General features: G+C 34.5%; 17 protein-coding genes. 5 read left to right on the top strand and 12 right to left on the bottom strand.

Annotated features, from left to right (window positions below):
- Positions 1-1,002: 1,002 nt before the first annotated feature.
- From M4I44_RS13655 to rpsF, 5 genes are all read right to left on the bottom strand, one after another.
- Positions 1,003-1,476 carry a DUF6495 family protein gene (locus tag M4I44_RS13655; protein ID WP_017496609.1) on the bottom strand — a complete coding sequence of 158 codons (474 nt, stop codon included), beginning with the start codon at positions 1,474-1,476 and terminating at the stop codon, positions 1,003-1,005.
- 118 nt (positions 1,477-1,594) lie between these two features.
- Positions 1,595-4,765 carry a TonB-dependent receptor gene (locus M4I44_RS13650; protein WP_249965024.1) on the bottom strand — a complete coding sequence of 1,057 codons (3,171 nt, stop codon included), beginning with the start codon at positions 4,763-4,765 and terminating at the stop codon, positions 1,595-1,597.
- A 100-nt stretch (positions 4,766-4,865) separates the two neighbouring features.
- The gene (rplI, locus tag M4I44_RS13645) at positions 4,866-5,306 is read right to left on the bottom strand and encodes a 50S ribosomal protein L9 (RefSeq protein WP_070908551.1); all 441 of its coding nucleotides are present in this window, start codon (positions 5,304-5,306) and stop codon (positions 4,866-4,868) included.
- 68 nt (positions 5,307-5,374) lie between these two features.
- Positions 5,375-5,671 (bottom strand): 30S ribosomal protein S18, encoded by a 297-nt coding sequence (rpsR, locus tag M4I44_RS13640; RefSeq protein ID WP_002987043.1) that lies wholly within the window; start codon positions 5,669-5,671, stop codon positions 5,375-5,377.
- A 5-nt stretch (positions 5,672-5,676) separates the two neighbouring features.
- Positions 5,677-6,018 (bottom strand): 30S ribosomal protein S6, encoded by a 342-nt coding sequence (rpsF, locus tag M4I44_RS13635; RefSeq protein WP_007810575.1) that lies wholly within the window; start codon positions 6,016-6,018, stop codon positions 5,677-5,679.
- A 177-nt stretch (positions 6,019-6,195) separates the two neighbouring features.
- Between rpsF and M4I44_RS13630 the strand changes: the two genes are divergently transcribed.
- Positions 6,196-6,894 carry a LytTR family DNA-binding domain-containing protein gene (locus tag M4I44_RS13630; protein WP_026110001.1) on the top strand — a complete coding sequence of 233 codons (699 nt, stop codon included), beginning with the start codon at positions 6,196-6,198 and terminating at the stop codon, positions 6,892-6,894.
- A 1-nt stretch (position 6,895) separates the two neighbouring features.
- Here the strand turns inward: M4I44_RS13630 and priA are convergent, their stop codons facing one another.
- The 7 genes from priA to nadC form a co-directional block, all read right to left on the bottom strand.
- The gene (gene priA, locus M4I44_RS13625) at positions 6,896-9,346 is read right to left on the bottom strand and encodes a primosomal protein N' (protein ID WP_249965023.1); all 2,451 of its coding nucleotides are present in this window, start codon (positions 9,344-9,346) and stop codon (positions 6,896-6,898) included.
- 57 nt (positions 9,347-9,403) lie between these two features.
- Positions 9,404-9,808, bottom strand: coding sequence for a type II toxin-antitoxin system VapC family toxin (locus M4I44_RS13620; RefSeq protein ID WP_017496603.1), 405 nt, complete (start codon positions 9,806-9,808; stop codon positions 9,404-9,406).
- Entirely contained in the window at positions 9,808-10,044 is a 237-nt protein-coding gene (locus M4I44_RS13615; RefSeq protein WP_249965022.1) for a hypothetical protein, read from the bottom strand. The genes M4I44_RS13620 and M4I44_RS13615 overlap by 1 nt, the downstream gene beginning before the upstream one ends.
- Positions 10,045-10,130: 86 nt before the next feature.
- A complete protein-coding gene (gene bla-B1-FLAV / locus M4I44_RS13610; protein WP_249965021.1) occupies positions 10,131-10,874 on the bottom strand; it encodes a subclass B1 metallo-beta-lactamase in 744 nt (247 codons plus the stop codon).
- A 19-nt stretch (positions 10,875-10,893) separates the two neighbouring features.
- On the bottom strand, positions 10,894-11,325 hold the full coding sequence (locus M4I44_RS13605; RefSeq protein ID WP_070908556.1) for a DUF2147 domain-containing protein: 432 nt from the start codon (positions 11,323-11,325) through the stop codon (positions 10,894-10,896).
- 1 nt (position 11,326) lies between these two features.
- On the bottom strand, positions 11,327-12,250 hold the full coding sequence (locus M4I44_RS13600; RefSeq protein WP_249965020.1) for a YihY/virulence factor BrkB family protein: 924 nt from the start codon (positions 12,248-12,250) through the stop codon (positions 11,327-11,329).
- Between the two features lie 130 nt (positions 12,251-12,380).
- Positions 12,381-13,238 (bottom strand): carboxylating nicotinate-nucleotide diphosphorylase, encoded by an 858-nt coding sequence (nadC, locus tag M4I44_RS13595; RefSeq protein ID WP_249965019.1) that lies wholly within the window; start codon positions 13,236-13,238, stop codon positions 12,381-12,383.
- Between the two features lie 194 nt (positions 13,239-13,432).
- On the opposite strand from nadC, the gene M4I44_RS13590 reads away from it, so the two are divergent.
- The 4 genes from M4I44_RS13590 (at position 13,433) to M4I44_RS13575 (ending at position 16,476) form a co-directional block, all read left to right on the top strand.
- The gene (locus tag M4I44_RS13590) at positions 13,433-14,533 is read left to right on the top strand and encodes a DNA alkylation repair protein (RefSeq protein WP_249965018.1); all 1,101 of its coding nucleotides are present in this window, start codon (positions 13,433-13,435) and stop codon (positions 14,531-14,533) included.
- A 372-nt stretch (positions 14,534-14,905) separates the two neighbouring features.
- A complete protein-coding gene (locus M4I44_RS13585) occupies positions 14,906-15,787 on the top strand; it encodes a pirin family protein (RefSeq protein WP_249965017.1) in 882 nt (293 codons plus the stop codon).
- A 2-nt stretch (positions 15,788-15,789) separates the two neighbouring features.
- Positions 15,790-16,185, top strand: coding sequence for an OsmC family protein (locus tag M4I44_RS13580; protein WP_017496596.1), 396 nt, complete (start codon positions 15,790-15,792; stop codon positions 16,183-16,185).
- Between the two features lie 6 nt (positions 16,186-16,191).
- Complete coding sequence (locus M4I44_RS13575; RefSeq protein ID WP_017496595.1) at positions 16,192-16,476, top strand: GNAT family N-acetyltransferase; 285 nt, start codon at positions 16,192-16,194, stop codon at positions 16,474-16,476.
- The last annotated feature ends 184 nt before the right edge of the window (positions 16,477-16,660 follow it).

Raw genomic sequence — 16,660 nt, 5'->3', positions numbered from 1 at the left:
AAAGTGCGGAAATACCGACCGAAATCAGACTTCCAAAAAGGGTGATTTGTTATTAACCAATTTTCATGAAAGAAAATATACGTTTTGGAGAATTGGGAAATTCTACCTCCTATATAGTCTGATTCAATATTCATAAAAAGTTGATTACTCTTTTTATAAACTTTGTTTCTTTTAGAACAGAACTCTAAAAATTGAATCAATTCATTTTAAAAAACGCAGTGCGGATTTAAAAAATTTTTAAACACAACAATACGTTTCATCAACAAACCCCTTATTGGGATTTGAAAATAAAAAAATATTAAAACTGGAAAATTTATGAAACAAGTCTGAAGTGGAACAAAAATTAAATTTGATGATAAATTCATTTTTTTTCAAACTCTTACAAGATAAAGCTAAAATAATACGAAAACCTAATGCAAACTTGATAAAGAAAGTAGTGATCAATTCCATACGCAAACTAATTAAGTTATTATAAAAAACCTCAACTCTAGATAATCATACAAAAAACACTATTTGATGTATTACATAATAACTTAAATAGTTGTTTTTGGAAAAAGAACAAAAAAGTTTTGTTTAACTTTTTCTTATACTAAAATTAGAAAAAAGGAAAACACTAAACAAGTATAATTTTCCTGTTTTTTCAATTTACAGAAAAAACGAAAATAGAAAAAACAGGTAAATCATCGGAAAAACCTGCCCTAATAACGTCAAAATGAGATGAATTAAAAGAATGAAAATATTTTATCTTTTTTCAAAATCATCAAAAAAGAAAGTAAAAGACTACATTTTAAAAAGGTAATCGATTGAAATTGAACAAAAAAGACATAAAAACAGCAAGAATTTGATATTTACCACAATAAAACTCCATTCTTTAAATTATTCAGAAAAAATGCGTAGAAATACGGGTAAAAAAAACATTAAAACTTCAACAAAAGTTAAAAAATTAAAAATTAGCAAACATCTAAACGTTAAACACTTACTAATTTTTAATTTTAAAAAAAGCTATGATTCAATAATTGTGTTAATCTGTGTAAACAATTGACCGTCACTTAAAAATGCTCCTTGCTGAATTAATTCAAAAATAGAAGCGTTTCTTTCTTCCGTGAATACTTTTTTTCCAACCTTCATTTCTATGTTTTCGGTAAACATATTATCAGAAAGCCATTGCAATCCTTCTTTACTCAAAAAATCAGTTTCAGCAACCAATGATTTCAATACGATCGACTGAACATGAGTTTCAAAACACTGGAATAAGAAGATATGATTTTTAGAAAAGTGCTCCAAAAATTCTGCTCTCGACAAAACACCTTCCCAGATTAAATCTGAAAAAATATCCAGTTCCTGCTCCGCAACTTCCGGTTTATTTATTTTAAGAGCGTCCCACTCTGCTTTATCAATAGCCTGCGTTGCCAAAAAGCTTGCAAATTCTGCATGCAACTCATCAAATTGCTCTTTTGTTAATCTTGCGTATTTCATTTTTTTTCTTGTGTTAAACACTCTAAAAAGAGCTTGTGTAAAATTTCGGAACTTCTCTATTACTTATAAAAAAAGCCCCCGCAAATGCGAGGGCAAATTTATAACTTTTTTTGCTTTACTAAAAGATGTATCGTATACCAAATTGCGCCTGCCATCTGGACAATAAACTAGCGTCGTAATTAAACGTTTTGGTCTGCGTACCATTAAAAGTATACGTTGGTGTATTTCCGGCAACTGTAACCCCGATAGGCTGAACACTTGTAGGCACCTGAACAACTCCCCAATTTGAATTCAGTAAATTCCCGAAATTCAAAACATCGATGCTAAACTGAATGGTATTCTTTTTATCTGAAGTGGAAGAAATCTTAAAATTATAATCCTGCAGAATTTTCAAATCACATCTGCCTCTCCACGGAGATATTGCTCCATAACGCTCGGCATATTGTCCTCTCCTGTCCTTCATGTATTTATCCTGAGAAATAAACTGATCAAAAGCAGCACCTTCTCCTGGTGCGCTAAAATTCATCAAAGCTATTTCAGCCGTTGTAGGGATATAAATCAAGTCGTTAACACTAGAGCCGTCTCCGTTAATATCTCCGCCATAAGTGTAATTAAAACGCCCTCCTTGTGCATATTCGAGAACAGTCGACACTGTTGTCGCCCATTTATCTTTTCCATATTTCCATTTCTTGGAAGCTACTGCTATAAAACGATGATTGTCTCCATATTTAGAATTCGAAAGCACATCGTTATTTACATTTCCTAAAGCAGGATTAAAAGCAAAAGCATCTCCTGTAATTTCAGCCTCAATAGAGTTAACATCTTTAGATTTTAAATAATTATAAGCCACACTCGCATACAATCCGTTTTCAAAGTTTTTCTGCACTTTTAAAGTGGCATTAAACGCACTTCCCTTATTCGAGTTCGTCATTACATAAGCATTGTTTGCACCTTTATCCGCTGCAACATAAATAGGTCGGTTATCCACACCTGCTAATGTTCCGGTTGGAGATTTCAATCCCCAATTCTGAACATGTACTGCATTAATATCCTTATTATAAGACAAATCCGCTGTTACGATATAATTATTTTCAAATCGATGATCAAACCCTAAACTGGTTCTCCAGACTTGTGGCCATTTATAATCCGGATCCATAATCTGCAAAAAGCCATCATCAGCACCACTTACCTGATTTCCCAACCACACAAAAGGAATTCTTCCGGTAAAAATTCCGGATCCCCCGCGAAGCTGTGAAGTAGCGTTACCTTTAACATCCCAATTAAAACCTATTCTAGGCGACCATAAAATTCGGTCACTTGGCAAATTGGTCGAAATCAATTTAACCGCCTGTCCTGTCTGAGGGTCAAAATAATCGGTATCGTTATTTCTTTTGGCTCCGCCATTATTAGTATCTATGTATTTTTGAATCAGATCAGCAGTATTAAAATACAAAGGCTTATCAATTCTTAATCCCAAAGACAGTTTGAAATTATCATCGATACTGATATCATCCTGTGCATAAAATGCGAGCTGCCCCACATTCAATTCCGCGAGTTTCCATCCCCCATCAGTTCCTACTTTAAAATTATTTTTGGCAGCGAAAACATCCTGAGCGTATTTCAAATTCTGCGCAATAATACTTGTAGCAAAAGGCTTAGCCGCATCATTTAAAAAATCCTGTGTTGTGAAATACGGCGTAAAGAAGGTTCCGGCATATCCGTTTGGATTTCCAAAATTATCATATCCCGCCAGATTAAAAGAGTTTTCAAACTTAAACTTCTCAAAAGAAGCACCAAAAGTAAACGCATGTTTACCCACATTATAATTCAGATTATTAGTGATCTGAATGACTTTCTGATCTAAAGTATTATTGATAGAAAAAGGCTCATGCCCTGCAATAATATAATTAGAACCTGCTCCATCCTGAATATTAATCACAGGAGCCGGAACTGAAAATGGCACCCTGTAATCATTAAAATGCGAATAACCCGCCTGTAACTTATTAGAAACCGATTCACTAAATTTTGAATTTAACTCTACCAGAAAAGAACTCAGGTTATTATTAATCTGATATCCGGCATTTCTGAACTGCAAAATAGAAGCATTCGGCCCTCTAAAACCCAGTGCAGTAGGATGCGCCGGTTTGTCTTTTGAAGCGTCCAGAAAATTATAAATAACCGCCAGTTTATGATTGTCATTGATATTCCAGTCTATCTTAATAATTCCTTTATTCGAATTCGATTCATGCTTAAATCCCTGATAAGGTCCCGTCTCATAACCTAAATTAGCCAAGGCTTTTGAAACTGCAATTAAATCCGATTCTAAAACTCTCGATTCATTAATTCCGGTTACACCATCATTATTATTGGCTACAAAATTAGATCCTAAATCACTTCGTTTGTCAATTTCAAAATTTCCGAAGATGAACAATTTATCCTTTATAATAGGAGCCCCCAAACTAAAACCAGCCTGAGTTTGTTCTAAAGTAGGTACAAATATTTTTTCTCCTTTGATCTTATTTCCCGTCAAATCCTGATTTCTGTAAAAACCATAAGCCGTACCATGAAACTCATTGGTCCCCGATTTAGTTACCGCATTAACAGAAGCTCCTGTAAAACCCGACAAAGTAACATCATAAGGAGCCGTCGCTACCTGAATCTGCTCAATTGCATCAAGCGAAATAGGCTGTGATCCTGTCTGACCTCCAGGTGTTGCAGCATCTAGTCCAAACGGATTATTAAATACCGCACCATTTAAGGAGTAATTATTGTATTGATCGTTTCTTCCGCCAAAAGAACCTCCGCTAGCAGTGGGTTCCAAACGGGTAAAATCTTCCGCCGATCTTGAAATTGTAGGTAAAGCCGTTAACTCCCGTTTTCCAATCGTAGTTTCGGCACCCGTTTTGCCACTTTTAAAAACTTTATCCTTTGATACGATTTTCACTTCTTCGAGCGTCTGACTTTCATCTTCCAGAACCACATCAAGATTAAAAGGTTTTCCCAAATCGAGATTCACATCGGCATATTCATGATTTCGAAAACCTACAAAAGTCACCACAATTTTGTACGGGCCTCCAATTCTCATGTTCAAAATATTAAACCTACCGTCTTCATTAGACACAGCTGAATATTTACTTCCTGTGGGAGTATGGATTGCTAAGATAGTAGCGCCGGGCAAGAGTTCGTTGGCAGAGCTCTTGATAATCCCCTTAATACTCGACGTCGTGGTTTGCCCGATAGCAGTGGTTATGGCAAACACACCTAGTAATAATGCAAAGATTTTTTTCATTTTCCTGATTTTGAGTGAGTTGTTATTCTCAAAATTAGGTAAAAAAAAACCACTCAAAAGAGTGGTTTTTATATTTTATTAACAAGAAGTTAACAAAATGTTATTTTTCAGCGATAATCTCGTATGCTAATTCTACAATAACATCTCTGTGTAAACGGATGCTAGCTGTATATTTTCCAGTACGTTTTACGATACCACTAGTGATGAATTTTCTATCAATAGCGTTACCTGATTTCTCTAAAGCTTCAGCAATGTCGATGTTTGTGATAGAACCAAAAAGTTTCTCTCCACCAGCTTTTGCAGTAAGTTTAATTTCAAGAGCTTTTAAAGTTTCAGCTAATGCTTTAGCATCAGCAACCACTTTAGCTTCTTTATGTGCTCTTTGTTTTAGGTTTTCAGCTAAAACTTTTTTAGCAGAAGGAGTTGCTAAAGTAGCAAAACCTTGAGGAATTAAAAAGTTACGACCATAACCAGGTTTTACAGATACTACATCATCTTTAAATCCTAAGTTTTGTACGTCTTGTTTTAAAATAATTTCCATGTTGTTGTCCTTATTTTTAGAAGTTAGGTTCTGATTAAACAGAAACCAGCGACTAGATTTTTTTTATACTATTTTAATAAATCGGCCACGTATGGCATTAAAGCTAAGTGACGAGCTCTTTTTACAGCTACAGACACTTTTCTTTGGTATTTTAATGAAGTTCCTGTTAAACGACGAGGAAGAATTTTTCCTTGCTCATTAACGAATTTCAATAAGAAATCAGCATCTTTATAATCGATGTATTTGATTCCTGATTTTTTGAAACGACAGTACTTTTTAGTTTTGTTAGTTTCAATGTTTAAAGGCGTTAAATATCTGATATCTCCGTCTTTTTTTCCTTTTGCAGATTGCTCGATTGTAGACATAATAATTACGCTTTAGTAGATTTTAATTTAGCTCTTCTTCTTTCCGCCCATGAAATAGCATGTTTGTCTAAACTTACAGTTAAGAAACGCATAACTCTTTCGTCACGTCTGAATTCAGTTTCAAAAGCAATTAGAACTTCTCCAGCTACTTTGAATTCGAATAAGTGATAAAAACCACTTTTTTTGTTTTGGATTTCGTAAGCCATTTTTTTAAGACCCCAATCCTCTTTCGATACCATTTCAGCTCCTCTACTAGTAAGAAATTCTTCAAATTTCGTTACTGTTTCCTTCACCTGAACTTCAGATAAAACGGGATTTAAAATGAAAACAGTTTCATAATGATTCATAAACAATATATTTATTTGTTAAAATTGGGTGCAAAAGTAACCATAAAATTTAAATATACAACACTTTTTTACTTTTATTCGTTGTACAGCAAAAAATACATGCCAATTTTAGTTTTTTTCTTAAAAAAAGAATACATTTACTATTGCTATCCTGAATTTATTCTAAATTTTTATGTTATGAAGCTAAACTGTGTTGTTGTAGATGATAGTTCTATACAAAGAACTATTATTGCAAAATTAGTTAATAATCACCCAGGTTTGCATTTAATCGGGGATTTTTCAAATGCAATAGAGGCAAAAAGCTGTATCTCTCTAAATAATATTGACTTAATTTTTCTTGATATAGAAATGCCCGTTATTAATGGGTTTGATTTTCTTGACGGACTAAAATCTAAGCCACAAATTATATTTATCACTTCTAAAGCAGAATATGCTTTAAAAGCTTTCGATTATGACGCTACGGATTACCTTCAGAAACCTATTGCGGTAGATCGTTTTAATGCCTCTGTAAAAAGAGCCATTGATATGCATTTACTAAAAAAGGACATCAAAGAAGAAGAAGGCGAACATATATTTATCAAAAGTAATCTGAAAAAACTCAAAATATTCACTGCAAAAATCAAATGGATTGAAGCTTTTGGTGATTATGTAAGAGTGGTTACCGAAGACGACAGTAATCTGGTGCTTTCGACCATGAAATCTTTTGAAAATGATCTGTCAAAAGACAAATTCATTCGTGTGCACAAGTCCTATATCATTAACATTGATAAAGTAGAACGCTTTAACAGTAAATTTGCTGAGATTGGCATTACCAAAATTCCTCTTAGTCGAAACAAAAAAGAAGATCTGGTAAAAGCACTCTCCACTTCTTCTTAATTTAATAGAAGTCAACATTGGCAATAACTTTTATAGCTCTGTACTGAGCAACAGCCTCAAAACTATTCAGCATCTTCTGAATAGTTTTTTTCGTATTAACCAAATGCTGGTTCTGCGGAATCTTAATCAAAATCGTTCGGATATACTCATTTCTGATCCTACTGATCGCTGGTTCTTCCGGCCCCAGTACAGGCATATTCAAATTTTGACTCAAAACCTGATACAGCCACATCGAACCTTCCTTCAATTTATCGAAATCACGATGCTTTAAAGTCAGTTTTATAATTCTGAAATAAGGTGGGTATCTGTAAATCTGGCGATCATACAATTGCTCCTTATACATACCTATATAATTATGATTGGTTACCTGCTGAATTGTATTGTGATTCGGATTATAGGTTTGAATCACCACTTTCCCTTGTTTTTCAGATCTACCGGCTCTCCCCGCAACTTGTGTCATCATTTGATAACTGCGTTCAAAGGCCCTAAAATCGGGATGATGCAACATATTATCCGCATTCATAATTCCAACCAAACTTACGTTATCAAAATCCAATCCTTTCGCCAGCATTTGCGTACCGACCAAAATATCAATTTCACGATTTTTAAAAGAATCTATTATTTTTTCGAAACCAAATTTACCACGAGTCGTATCCTGATCCATTCGACCGGTTTTGGCTTTGGGAAAAAGTGTAATCAGCTCCTGTTCGATTTGTTCTGTACCGAATCCTTTAGTCGTCAAATCGATACTCGAACAGCTATGACAATGTGTTGGTTTTGCAATCGAATAACCACAATAGTGACAACGCAACTGATTTTTATGCTTATGAAAAGTCAGACTCACATCACACTGCTGGCAATGCGGCACATGACCACAGGTCATACATTCAATTATAGGTGAATACCCTCGTCGGTTCTGGAACAAAATAATTTGCTCTCCCAAAGACAAAGCCTCTCCTATTTCTTCTATTAAAAGATCACTAAAATGACCCGTCATTCTTTTCCTGAAATGCTTGTCTTTCAAATCCACTAAAAGAATTTCAGGCATTCGAACATTATTATAACGTTCCGTAAGCGATACCAAACCATACTTATCGGCCTGTGCATTAAAATAGGTTTCAATACTTGGTGTCGCCGACCCCAACAGTACTTTTGCTTTATGAAAATTAGCCAAAACAATTGCCGCATCTCTGGCATGATAACGTGGCGCAGGATCTGTTTGCTTAAAAGTCTGTTCGTGCTCTTCGTCTACAATCAATAAACCTAAATTGTCAAAAGGCAAAAACAAAGCCGACCTTGCTCCTATTACAATTTGCGCTTTCTCTGAATTTTCAAGAGTCTGCTTCCAAACCTCAACTCTTTCATTATTACTGTATTTCGAATGAAAAACAGCTACTTTACCCCCAAAATAAAGCCTTAATCTTGAAACTAATTGTGTCGTTAAAGCGATTTCGGGAAGCAAATAAAGAACCTGTCTTCCCGTTTCCAGATATTCTTCAATCAGTTTGATATAAATCTCTGTTTTACCACTTGAGGTAACTCCATGCAACAAACATACTTCTTTCTCTGAGAGACTCTCTTTAATAGCTGTAAAAGCCCTTGTCTGCGCTTCACTTAACAACAATTGATCGTCTGTTGTTCGCCCTGTAAACAAAACTCTGTCCTGCTGTAAAAGGTACTCTTCAAAAATCTCTTTATCAATCAAAGCTTTTACGGCAGCCGAAGTAGAATTTGAAACCTCAACCAACTTTTTTACAGTGATTGGTTTCTTTTCAGAGGCCATAATTTGAAAATACGCCAACACCAATTCCTTTTGCTTGTTGGCGTTTTTTAGAACTTCCAACAATTCTCCCAAACCATTATCGGATTCATATTTAGCATGCAGCTTCACATATCGAACCAATTTTGGTTTATATCCTTCTTTAATTTCTTCTTCCAAAACAATAATATTTCGGGCAATCATTTTTTGAAGAACAGGAAGAATATTTTTCTTATTCAGCATCGAAATAATTTCCTGAATTCTTAAAGAACTTTGCTGTTGTAGAGCTTCATAGACTAAATATTCATCATCAGAAAGTTCGTCCTGATTTACCTCCGCATCAGTTTTATACGAAACAACCGTTTCACTCTCTAACAACAGACCACTCGGAAAAGCACCTCGATAAACATCACCGATCGCACACATATAATAATTCGCCACCCAAAGCCAGTGCTTGATCTGAACTTCGGTTGCGATTGGTTTTTCATCTAATATCTGATGAATTTCTTTGGCTTCATACAAACCCGGTTCGTTTTGATGCAGCTCAATAACCAATGCCGTATAAATTTTATTTTTACCAAATGGCACCGCAACCCGCATTCCTTTTTTAATAAAATGGAATTCAGCCTCAGAAACACGATAGGTAAAAGTTTTAGCTAATGAAAGCGGTAAAACGACTTCAATAAAAAACATGTGGATATTTTATAGAAACTTTAAAACAAAACTAAACAGTGACAAAAAGAAAAATATTTAACTTCTTTCAAACCAATTTTCAATTTGAATTCCATCCAACATCTTAAAATCCTTAATATTATCAGTTACAAGTGTTAATTGATTTTCAATTGCTGTCACCCCAATTAAAAGATCAAATTCATCATTAATTGGTTTCCCAATTTTTCGGAGTCTGACTTTCTCCATAGCATATCTTTTAATAGAACCAAAAATTGGAATTATTGTTAATCCATTTAAAAAATTATCGACGGCTTTATTAGATTTCACTGGATCATCACTATTTTCTGCGCCAAAACGAAGTTCAGCAACTGTTATTTCAGAAATGTAACAATTTTCCAAACCTACTTTTTTTACCATTACATCAAGATTAAGCTTTCCTCTAAGAAAGAAAACACATGTACTTGTATCAAGTAAATATCTCATTAAAACTTAATTTCTTTATTTGTAAAGCTTCTATTAGATTTAATATCAGAAACAATTTCCTCAGCAGATTTTTCAGATTTAAATGCTCCAAAAGATTTATAAAAATTACTTTCTTTAGATTTAGCTCCTTTTATAGACTTCGTCAATCTCTCTATTAACTCTATTTTATTAGAAAAGCTCAATCCTTCAAATAAATTTGAGTAGGTCTCAAGTAAATTTTTATCCGTAACAGTCATCTTATTTCAAGTTTAATTATTTCATATAATAGACAAAGTTAAGCTTTTTACAACTACAACAATTTGCAATCTATTCTAAAAAAGTATTACTTACCAGAAGGCTTTGCCGCATTGTATTCCTTAACCAGTTTTAATGTATGCTTCAAAGAGGTCAAATCTTTCAAATCATCATGACCTGTAACAATGTATTTTGGGTTTTTAAACTTCGACTGTACTTTCAGAATAGATTTCTGCCATTCTTTAACATCTGCATCTCCAAGATAGCCCAAATCTTTTGCTTCGACACTTTTAACAAAACAACCTCCGTAAAGTACTTTTTGCTTATTGAACCAAACCACAATATTATCTGAAGCGTGTCCTTTTCCTGGGTAATACACTTCAAAAGTATATTTACCCACTGTAAACAAGGTGTCATCTGGAATAACAAACTCAGCTCTTGCTTCCTTATTTTTCTCCAGAATCTGATCTGTTGCTTTTATTGTATAAGTTTTAATTCCTTTTTTACGGTAGAAATCCAGACCACCTGCCCTGTCTTCGTGTGAGTGCGTGGCAAAGTGCATCACAACTTCTTTATGATGTCTTGCTTTAATACTGTCCAGCAAAGGCTGAAATTGTGTTTTATCCCAAGGAGCGTCAAACAGCACAACTCCTTTATCTGTAACCAAATACATGGCATTGGCTGAAATCAGCGTACCATTATAATCGTGAAACGTCTTATAAACATAAAAGTCACCCGTAAGATGACTTATTTGTAATGGCGAATTCTTAGATTGTGCAAAACTATGGGATAGCTGTATCAGAAATAAAGCTATCAATGCTAATTTTCGCATTTTATTATTTTTTATAAAATTAATTCTTCACTCTGCTCCAGTATTGTGTTCTTCCCATGATAGAAATACCAACATAACCACGAAGTTTTAGTTTATCTGCTGATTCTAATGCAATATAACATTTGTATTTTTTTCCGTTTGTTGGATCTAAAATGGTTCCTCCACTGTATTCAGAACCGTCTTTTTTAAGTCCATTGATGATAACCATACCCAAAATTGGTTTGTTTTTATCCGCTCCGTCACATTTAGTACATAAGTCTTTTTTGTGGTTTTCGCGAAGTATTTCTACAATTTTGCCATACACTTTACCGGATTTTTCATAAATCTCTACAATCGATTTAGCTTCACCGGTTTCATCATCAACTGTTTTCCATTTTCCAATTACACCCTGGCCCTGAATCGTGCCTAATGTTAGAAAAAAAACACCAATCGTTAACATCCAATTTTTCATCTTATTTATTTTTTTTTTGTTTTAATTTTCTGATAGTGGCATTCAGTTCAAATCCCAAAAGCAGAATCATACAGTTTATCCAAATATAAAACATTAGAATTAATAATGTACCTATCGAACCATAAAGTTCGTTATATTTTGAGAATTTTATAACCCAAATCCCAAAAAAGAATGAAGATATCACAATTAAAATAGTTGTAAAAACAGACCCAATACTTATAAAAGGCACTTTATTATATTGCCTCGTACCATAACGCAATAATAGTGAAGAGGTTATCAGAATCATTAAAACAACGAACAAATATCGCCCCAAAATAATCAACGGAATGCGATCGCTTAACACATCCTGAATAATTGTTTTTTGAATAAATACCTCAAAAACAACAATTGTCGCTACTGTTACAAACAATATAATAGTCATGATGAGTGAAATTGCCAGCGCCACCAAATACTGATTCAGAAAACCGCGCTTATCAAAGACATGTTTCGAGGATTCGAAACCGCTCAGAATACCGTTAATACCATTTGCCATTAAAAATATCGAAAGCAAAAATCCCGACGACAATAAACCGGAGTGACTGTTGTTTAAAATATCTCTTATAATCTTACTGATCGCCTCGTAAGTATTCGGAGGAACTCCCTGTTGTACAAACTGCAAAAAATCCTGCTGAAATCCTTCAATAGGAATAAAGGGAATTAAGTTTAAAATAAATAATGCAAAAGGAAATAAGGCCATAAAGAAGCTGAACGAAACAGCACTCGCATGATACGAAAATGCTCCTTCAATAATACCGATGGTATACATTTCAAGCAAATCGTATAACGAAAAACCTTCAAGCCAGGGCAATTTTATTCTCTTGAAAAAACGAACTACAGATCGTACCACGGGAACTTTCTCAATCCGTTCTTCTATCTCTTTTGACATCTTTAATTTTTAGATTGTTAGATATTTAGATTATTCGAATATAACATGTAAATTTTAGATCTTTACTAACTATGTTTTTCTTTAGTCTTTATTCATAGCTAATTCCCACATCTTACAACTCACATTTCATTTAAAAAGCCTTCAAACTTAAATCCATGTTATAAACAGAGTGCGTTAGTGCTCCTGATGAAATGTAATTGACACCACAGAGTCCGTATTCACGAATTGTTTTTTCATTAATATTACCCGAAGATTCCGTCTGGCATTTATTACCTATTAATTGCACTGCTGTTCTAGTATCTTCATAATTAAAATTATCGATTAGAATTCTGTGAACGCCTTCACTTAATAAAATTTCGCGAATCTCATCTAAATTTCTGGCCTCGACAATAATTTTCAAATCTAAATTATTCTCTTTTAAATACTCTTTGGTTTTCTTGATTGCAAGTGTAATTCCTCCTGCAAAATCAATATGATTGTCTTTCAGCATGACCATATCGTACAATGCAAAACGATGGTTTTCTCCTCCTCCAATTTTGACAGCCCATTTTTCGGCAACTCTGAAATTTGGAGTCGTTTTACGGGTATCTAAGATTTTAGCTCCGGTTCCGTCCAATAGCTGCACATAGTAATCTGTTTTGGTCGCAATGGCCGACATACGCTGCATACTGTTCAAAACCACTCTCTCTGCTTTTAAAATGGACTGAGAACTTCCTGAAACTTCAAAAACTACATCACCATATTCTACATGAGTTCCGTCTTCTATAAAAACTTTCATTTTTAATTTCGGATCTACGTATTCAAAAATCATTTTCGCCAATGCAACACCGGCAATAATTCCCTGATCTTTCACCAGTAATTTAGCCTGCCCGTGCGCCGTGTCCGGAATACAAGCCAGCGAGCTGTAATCTCCCGTGCCTACATCTTCCCGAATGGCATTGCTGATTAATAATTGTAATTCGCTTTGAAACTGTTCTTCGCTAATCATTTTCCTAAAATTTTTATATGATGCTAAAGTAGGACATATTTTGTGGATTTAAAAGCTTCGCTTTGATTTTAAAATTGAGAAATTAGCCGAAGATAGAGAAAAATAAAGATTAAACTCTTAACTAAACTTAATCTTTTACCAGCTTAAATAATTAACAAACATTAAATATCTTTGAGGTTCATTCAAACAAAATCATGGGATTAATTAAAGACATTTACTCCGTTTCTTTCTACGAACAATTTGGTCAGACTGTCGCGGAAGTACATCCGACATTTGACAAACAAAAATTTATTGCAGCCATTTATGAAGGCGATTTTAGCCAAAAAGAATGGAAAGACCGCATGAAACACACCACCGTTGTTTTACATCAGTTTATGCCTAAAAATTTCCCGGAAGCTACTTCTTTACTGGACAAAATAATTGAAAACTTAAAGAAAAACAGTTTTACCGATAGTAATCTGGCATTTATATTTTTTGCTGATTATATCGAAATGTACGGCCTGGATGATTTTAAAACTTCTGCGAAAGCCTTTGTTTCTATCACTCAATTTATAAGCTGCGAATTTGCTGTTCGTCCTTTCATTTTAAAATACAAAGAACAGATGATTGATGAAATGACCAAATGGTCTCTGCATGAAAATCATCATGTTCGCAGATTGGCCAGTGAAGGTAGCCGACCAAGATTACCCTGGGCAATGGCGATTCCGTACTTAAAAAAAGACCCTGACTCTATTCTGCCAATTTTAGAGAATTTAAAAAACGATCCTTCAGAATATGTGCGTCGAAGTGTCGCCAATAATCTAAACGATATTGTAAAAGACAATCCGCAAATCGTCTTGGAAATTGCCCGTAAATGGAAAGGCCACAGCAAAGAAACGGATGGAATCATCAAACATGGCTGTCGTACTTTATTAAAACAGGGACATCCAGAAATTCTGCATCATTATGGTCTGAACAATGCTAATATTGAACTTTCTTTTTTTGAAATCAAGACACCAATTGTAAAAATTGGAGATTATCTGCAGTTTCACTTTTATCTGAACAATAAAAATAATGAACCGAAAACGATTCGTTTAGAATATGCCGTTCATTATAAAAAAGCGAAAGGACATCTGGCAAAAAAAGTCTTTAAAATTAGTGAGAAGGTTTATCAGCCCAATGAAACCATTAAAGTAGAGCGAAATCAGTCATTTAAAATCATTACAACACGTGTTTTTCATACCGGAAAACATCAGTTGTCTATTATTATCAATGGAACAGAAAGCGAAACCCTCGATTTTGAATTGATTGAATAGTTAAAACACGAATTACACAAATTAACACAAATTGATTGAGTAATTTTTTAACACATAGAAACATAGTTTTTGATTGTACATATAAAGTCATTTCATTTTAAATAAGACTCATCGTTTTGTGAAAAAAAACTTGATTTTCTTGAACCTTCCTCCGCATTCAATTTAGGGTTCTATGTTTCTATGTGTTCAATCATTATACAAAATTAGTTCGTGAAAATTGGTGTAATTGGTGTTCTTTTTCAATTCAAATCAAATCTTTTTAATTCTATTCCTTACTTTTATAAAGAATACCAAAAACAAACTTTCTTAATCTAAATTAAGTTACAGATTGTGACTACAGCTGTAATTTTGCTTTCAACTAAAACAAAGAACATGTCAAATATCAGTTTAATCATCGAAGAACGCGCTGCCAATATTGGCAACTTTATGGTAGGTCGTCTATTGCCTTTCCGTGAAAAAAGAGCCGTTGGTCCGTTTGTATTTATCGACCATATGGGTCCGGCACATTTAAATCAGTATCAAAATATGGATGTTCCTCCGCATCCGCACATCGGACTTTCTACTTTGACTTTTTTATTTGAAGGCAGCATTATGCACCGCGACAGTCTGGGTACCGAACTGGAAATAAAACCAGGTGCCGTAAACTGGATGACAGCCGGAAAAGGGATCGTACATTCAGAGCGAACGCCTGAATATTTAAGACATTCTGACAAGATGCTTCACGGTCTTCAAATTTGGGTGGCATTACCTAAAGAACTGGAAGAAATGGATCCGAACTTTACACATGTGGAAGCCAGTGACATTCCGAGCTGGGAAGAAAATGGTGTTTCGTATAAATTAATCGCGGGAGAAGCATTTGGCAAAAAATCACCTGTTCCTGTATATAGTCCGCTTTATTTTATCGAAATCAAAAGCACCGAAGCCAGAAAAATCAACATTGGAAAAGATCTTTTTGGCGAAAGCGGTTTGTACATTCTCGAAGGAAGTATTAAAAGTGGAGAACATGTTTACGATCCGAAACAAATTCTGATTACCAACGACAGTACTTTATGCGAGTTCGAAATAGCCGAAAACACAACAGTTTATATTTTTGGAGGACAGCCCTTCCCGGAAGAACATTTTATCTTTTGGAATTTTGTTTCCTCTGATAAAAACCGAATAGAAAAAGCTAAAAAAGACTGGACAGAACAGACTTTTCCTAAGGTTCCGGGCGAAACTGAATTTGTTCCTTTACCTGATCCTAAAATGAGATAACTATGGATACACTATCAGCACAAATCGACACCCGTTTGTATCGCACGGAGATCACATCTGCCAGCGGAAATATTGTAATTGCCGACGAACCTCAAGAAATGGGAGGCAAAAACTTAGGATTTAGTCCGTCAGAATTGCTAGCCTCTTCTCTAGCCTCCTGTACTTTGATCACACTTCGCATGTATATCAATCGCAAACAATGGGAGGTTACCGAAATCAATATCAAAGTTGACTTTGAAAGAGATCTCGACCAAAAAATCTCCTTGTTTACAAGAAAAATAGAAATTATCGGCGAGGTCGACGACAAGCAAAGACAACGTCTTGAAACCATTGCCAACAGCTGTCCGATACATAAAACATTAACAAATTCAATCGAAATAAAAACCACACTAATATAACACATCATGGAAATTCAACAAATAAACGATACAAGAAGAGGCTATTTTGAAGCTGTAGAAGATGGAAAACAAGCCGGAAAAATGACTTATACCTGGGCTGGTGATTCAAAATTCATCATCGACCACACCGAAGTAAATGAGGAATTTAACGGAAGAGGTGTCGGTAAAAAACTGGTCATGGCCGCCGTAGAATACGCCCGAAAAAACGATTTAAAAATTATCCCGCTTTGTCCTTTTGCAAAAAGCGTTTTTGATAAGGTCGAGGAAATTCACGACGTACTTTTTTCTTAAAGGGGCTGAGAGGCTGAGGGACTGAGGTTCTAAGTTTTTTTTAACCGCAAGGCTCGCAAAGAATTACGCAAAGTTCGCAAAGTTTTTTTAGGTAAAACGTTGCGAACTTTGCGTTTATAGTAAGTTTAGCATATCACAAAACCTTATGCTTTTTGCGGTAAAAAAGACTACACAACGAAATCAA

Source organism: Flavobacterium sp. B183 (assembly GCF_023539155.1).
Taxonomy (GTDB): domain Bacteria; phylum Bacteroidota; class Bacteroidia; order Flavobacteriales; family Flavobacteriaceae; genus Flavobacterium; species Flavobacterium tructae.
This window is presented reverse-complemented; position numbering and strand designations above follow the sequence as displayed.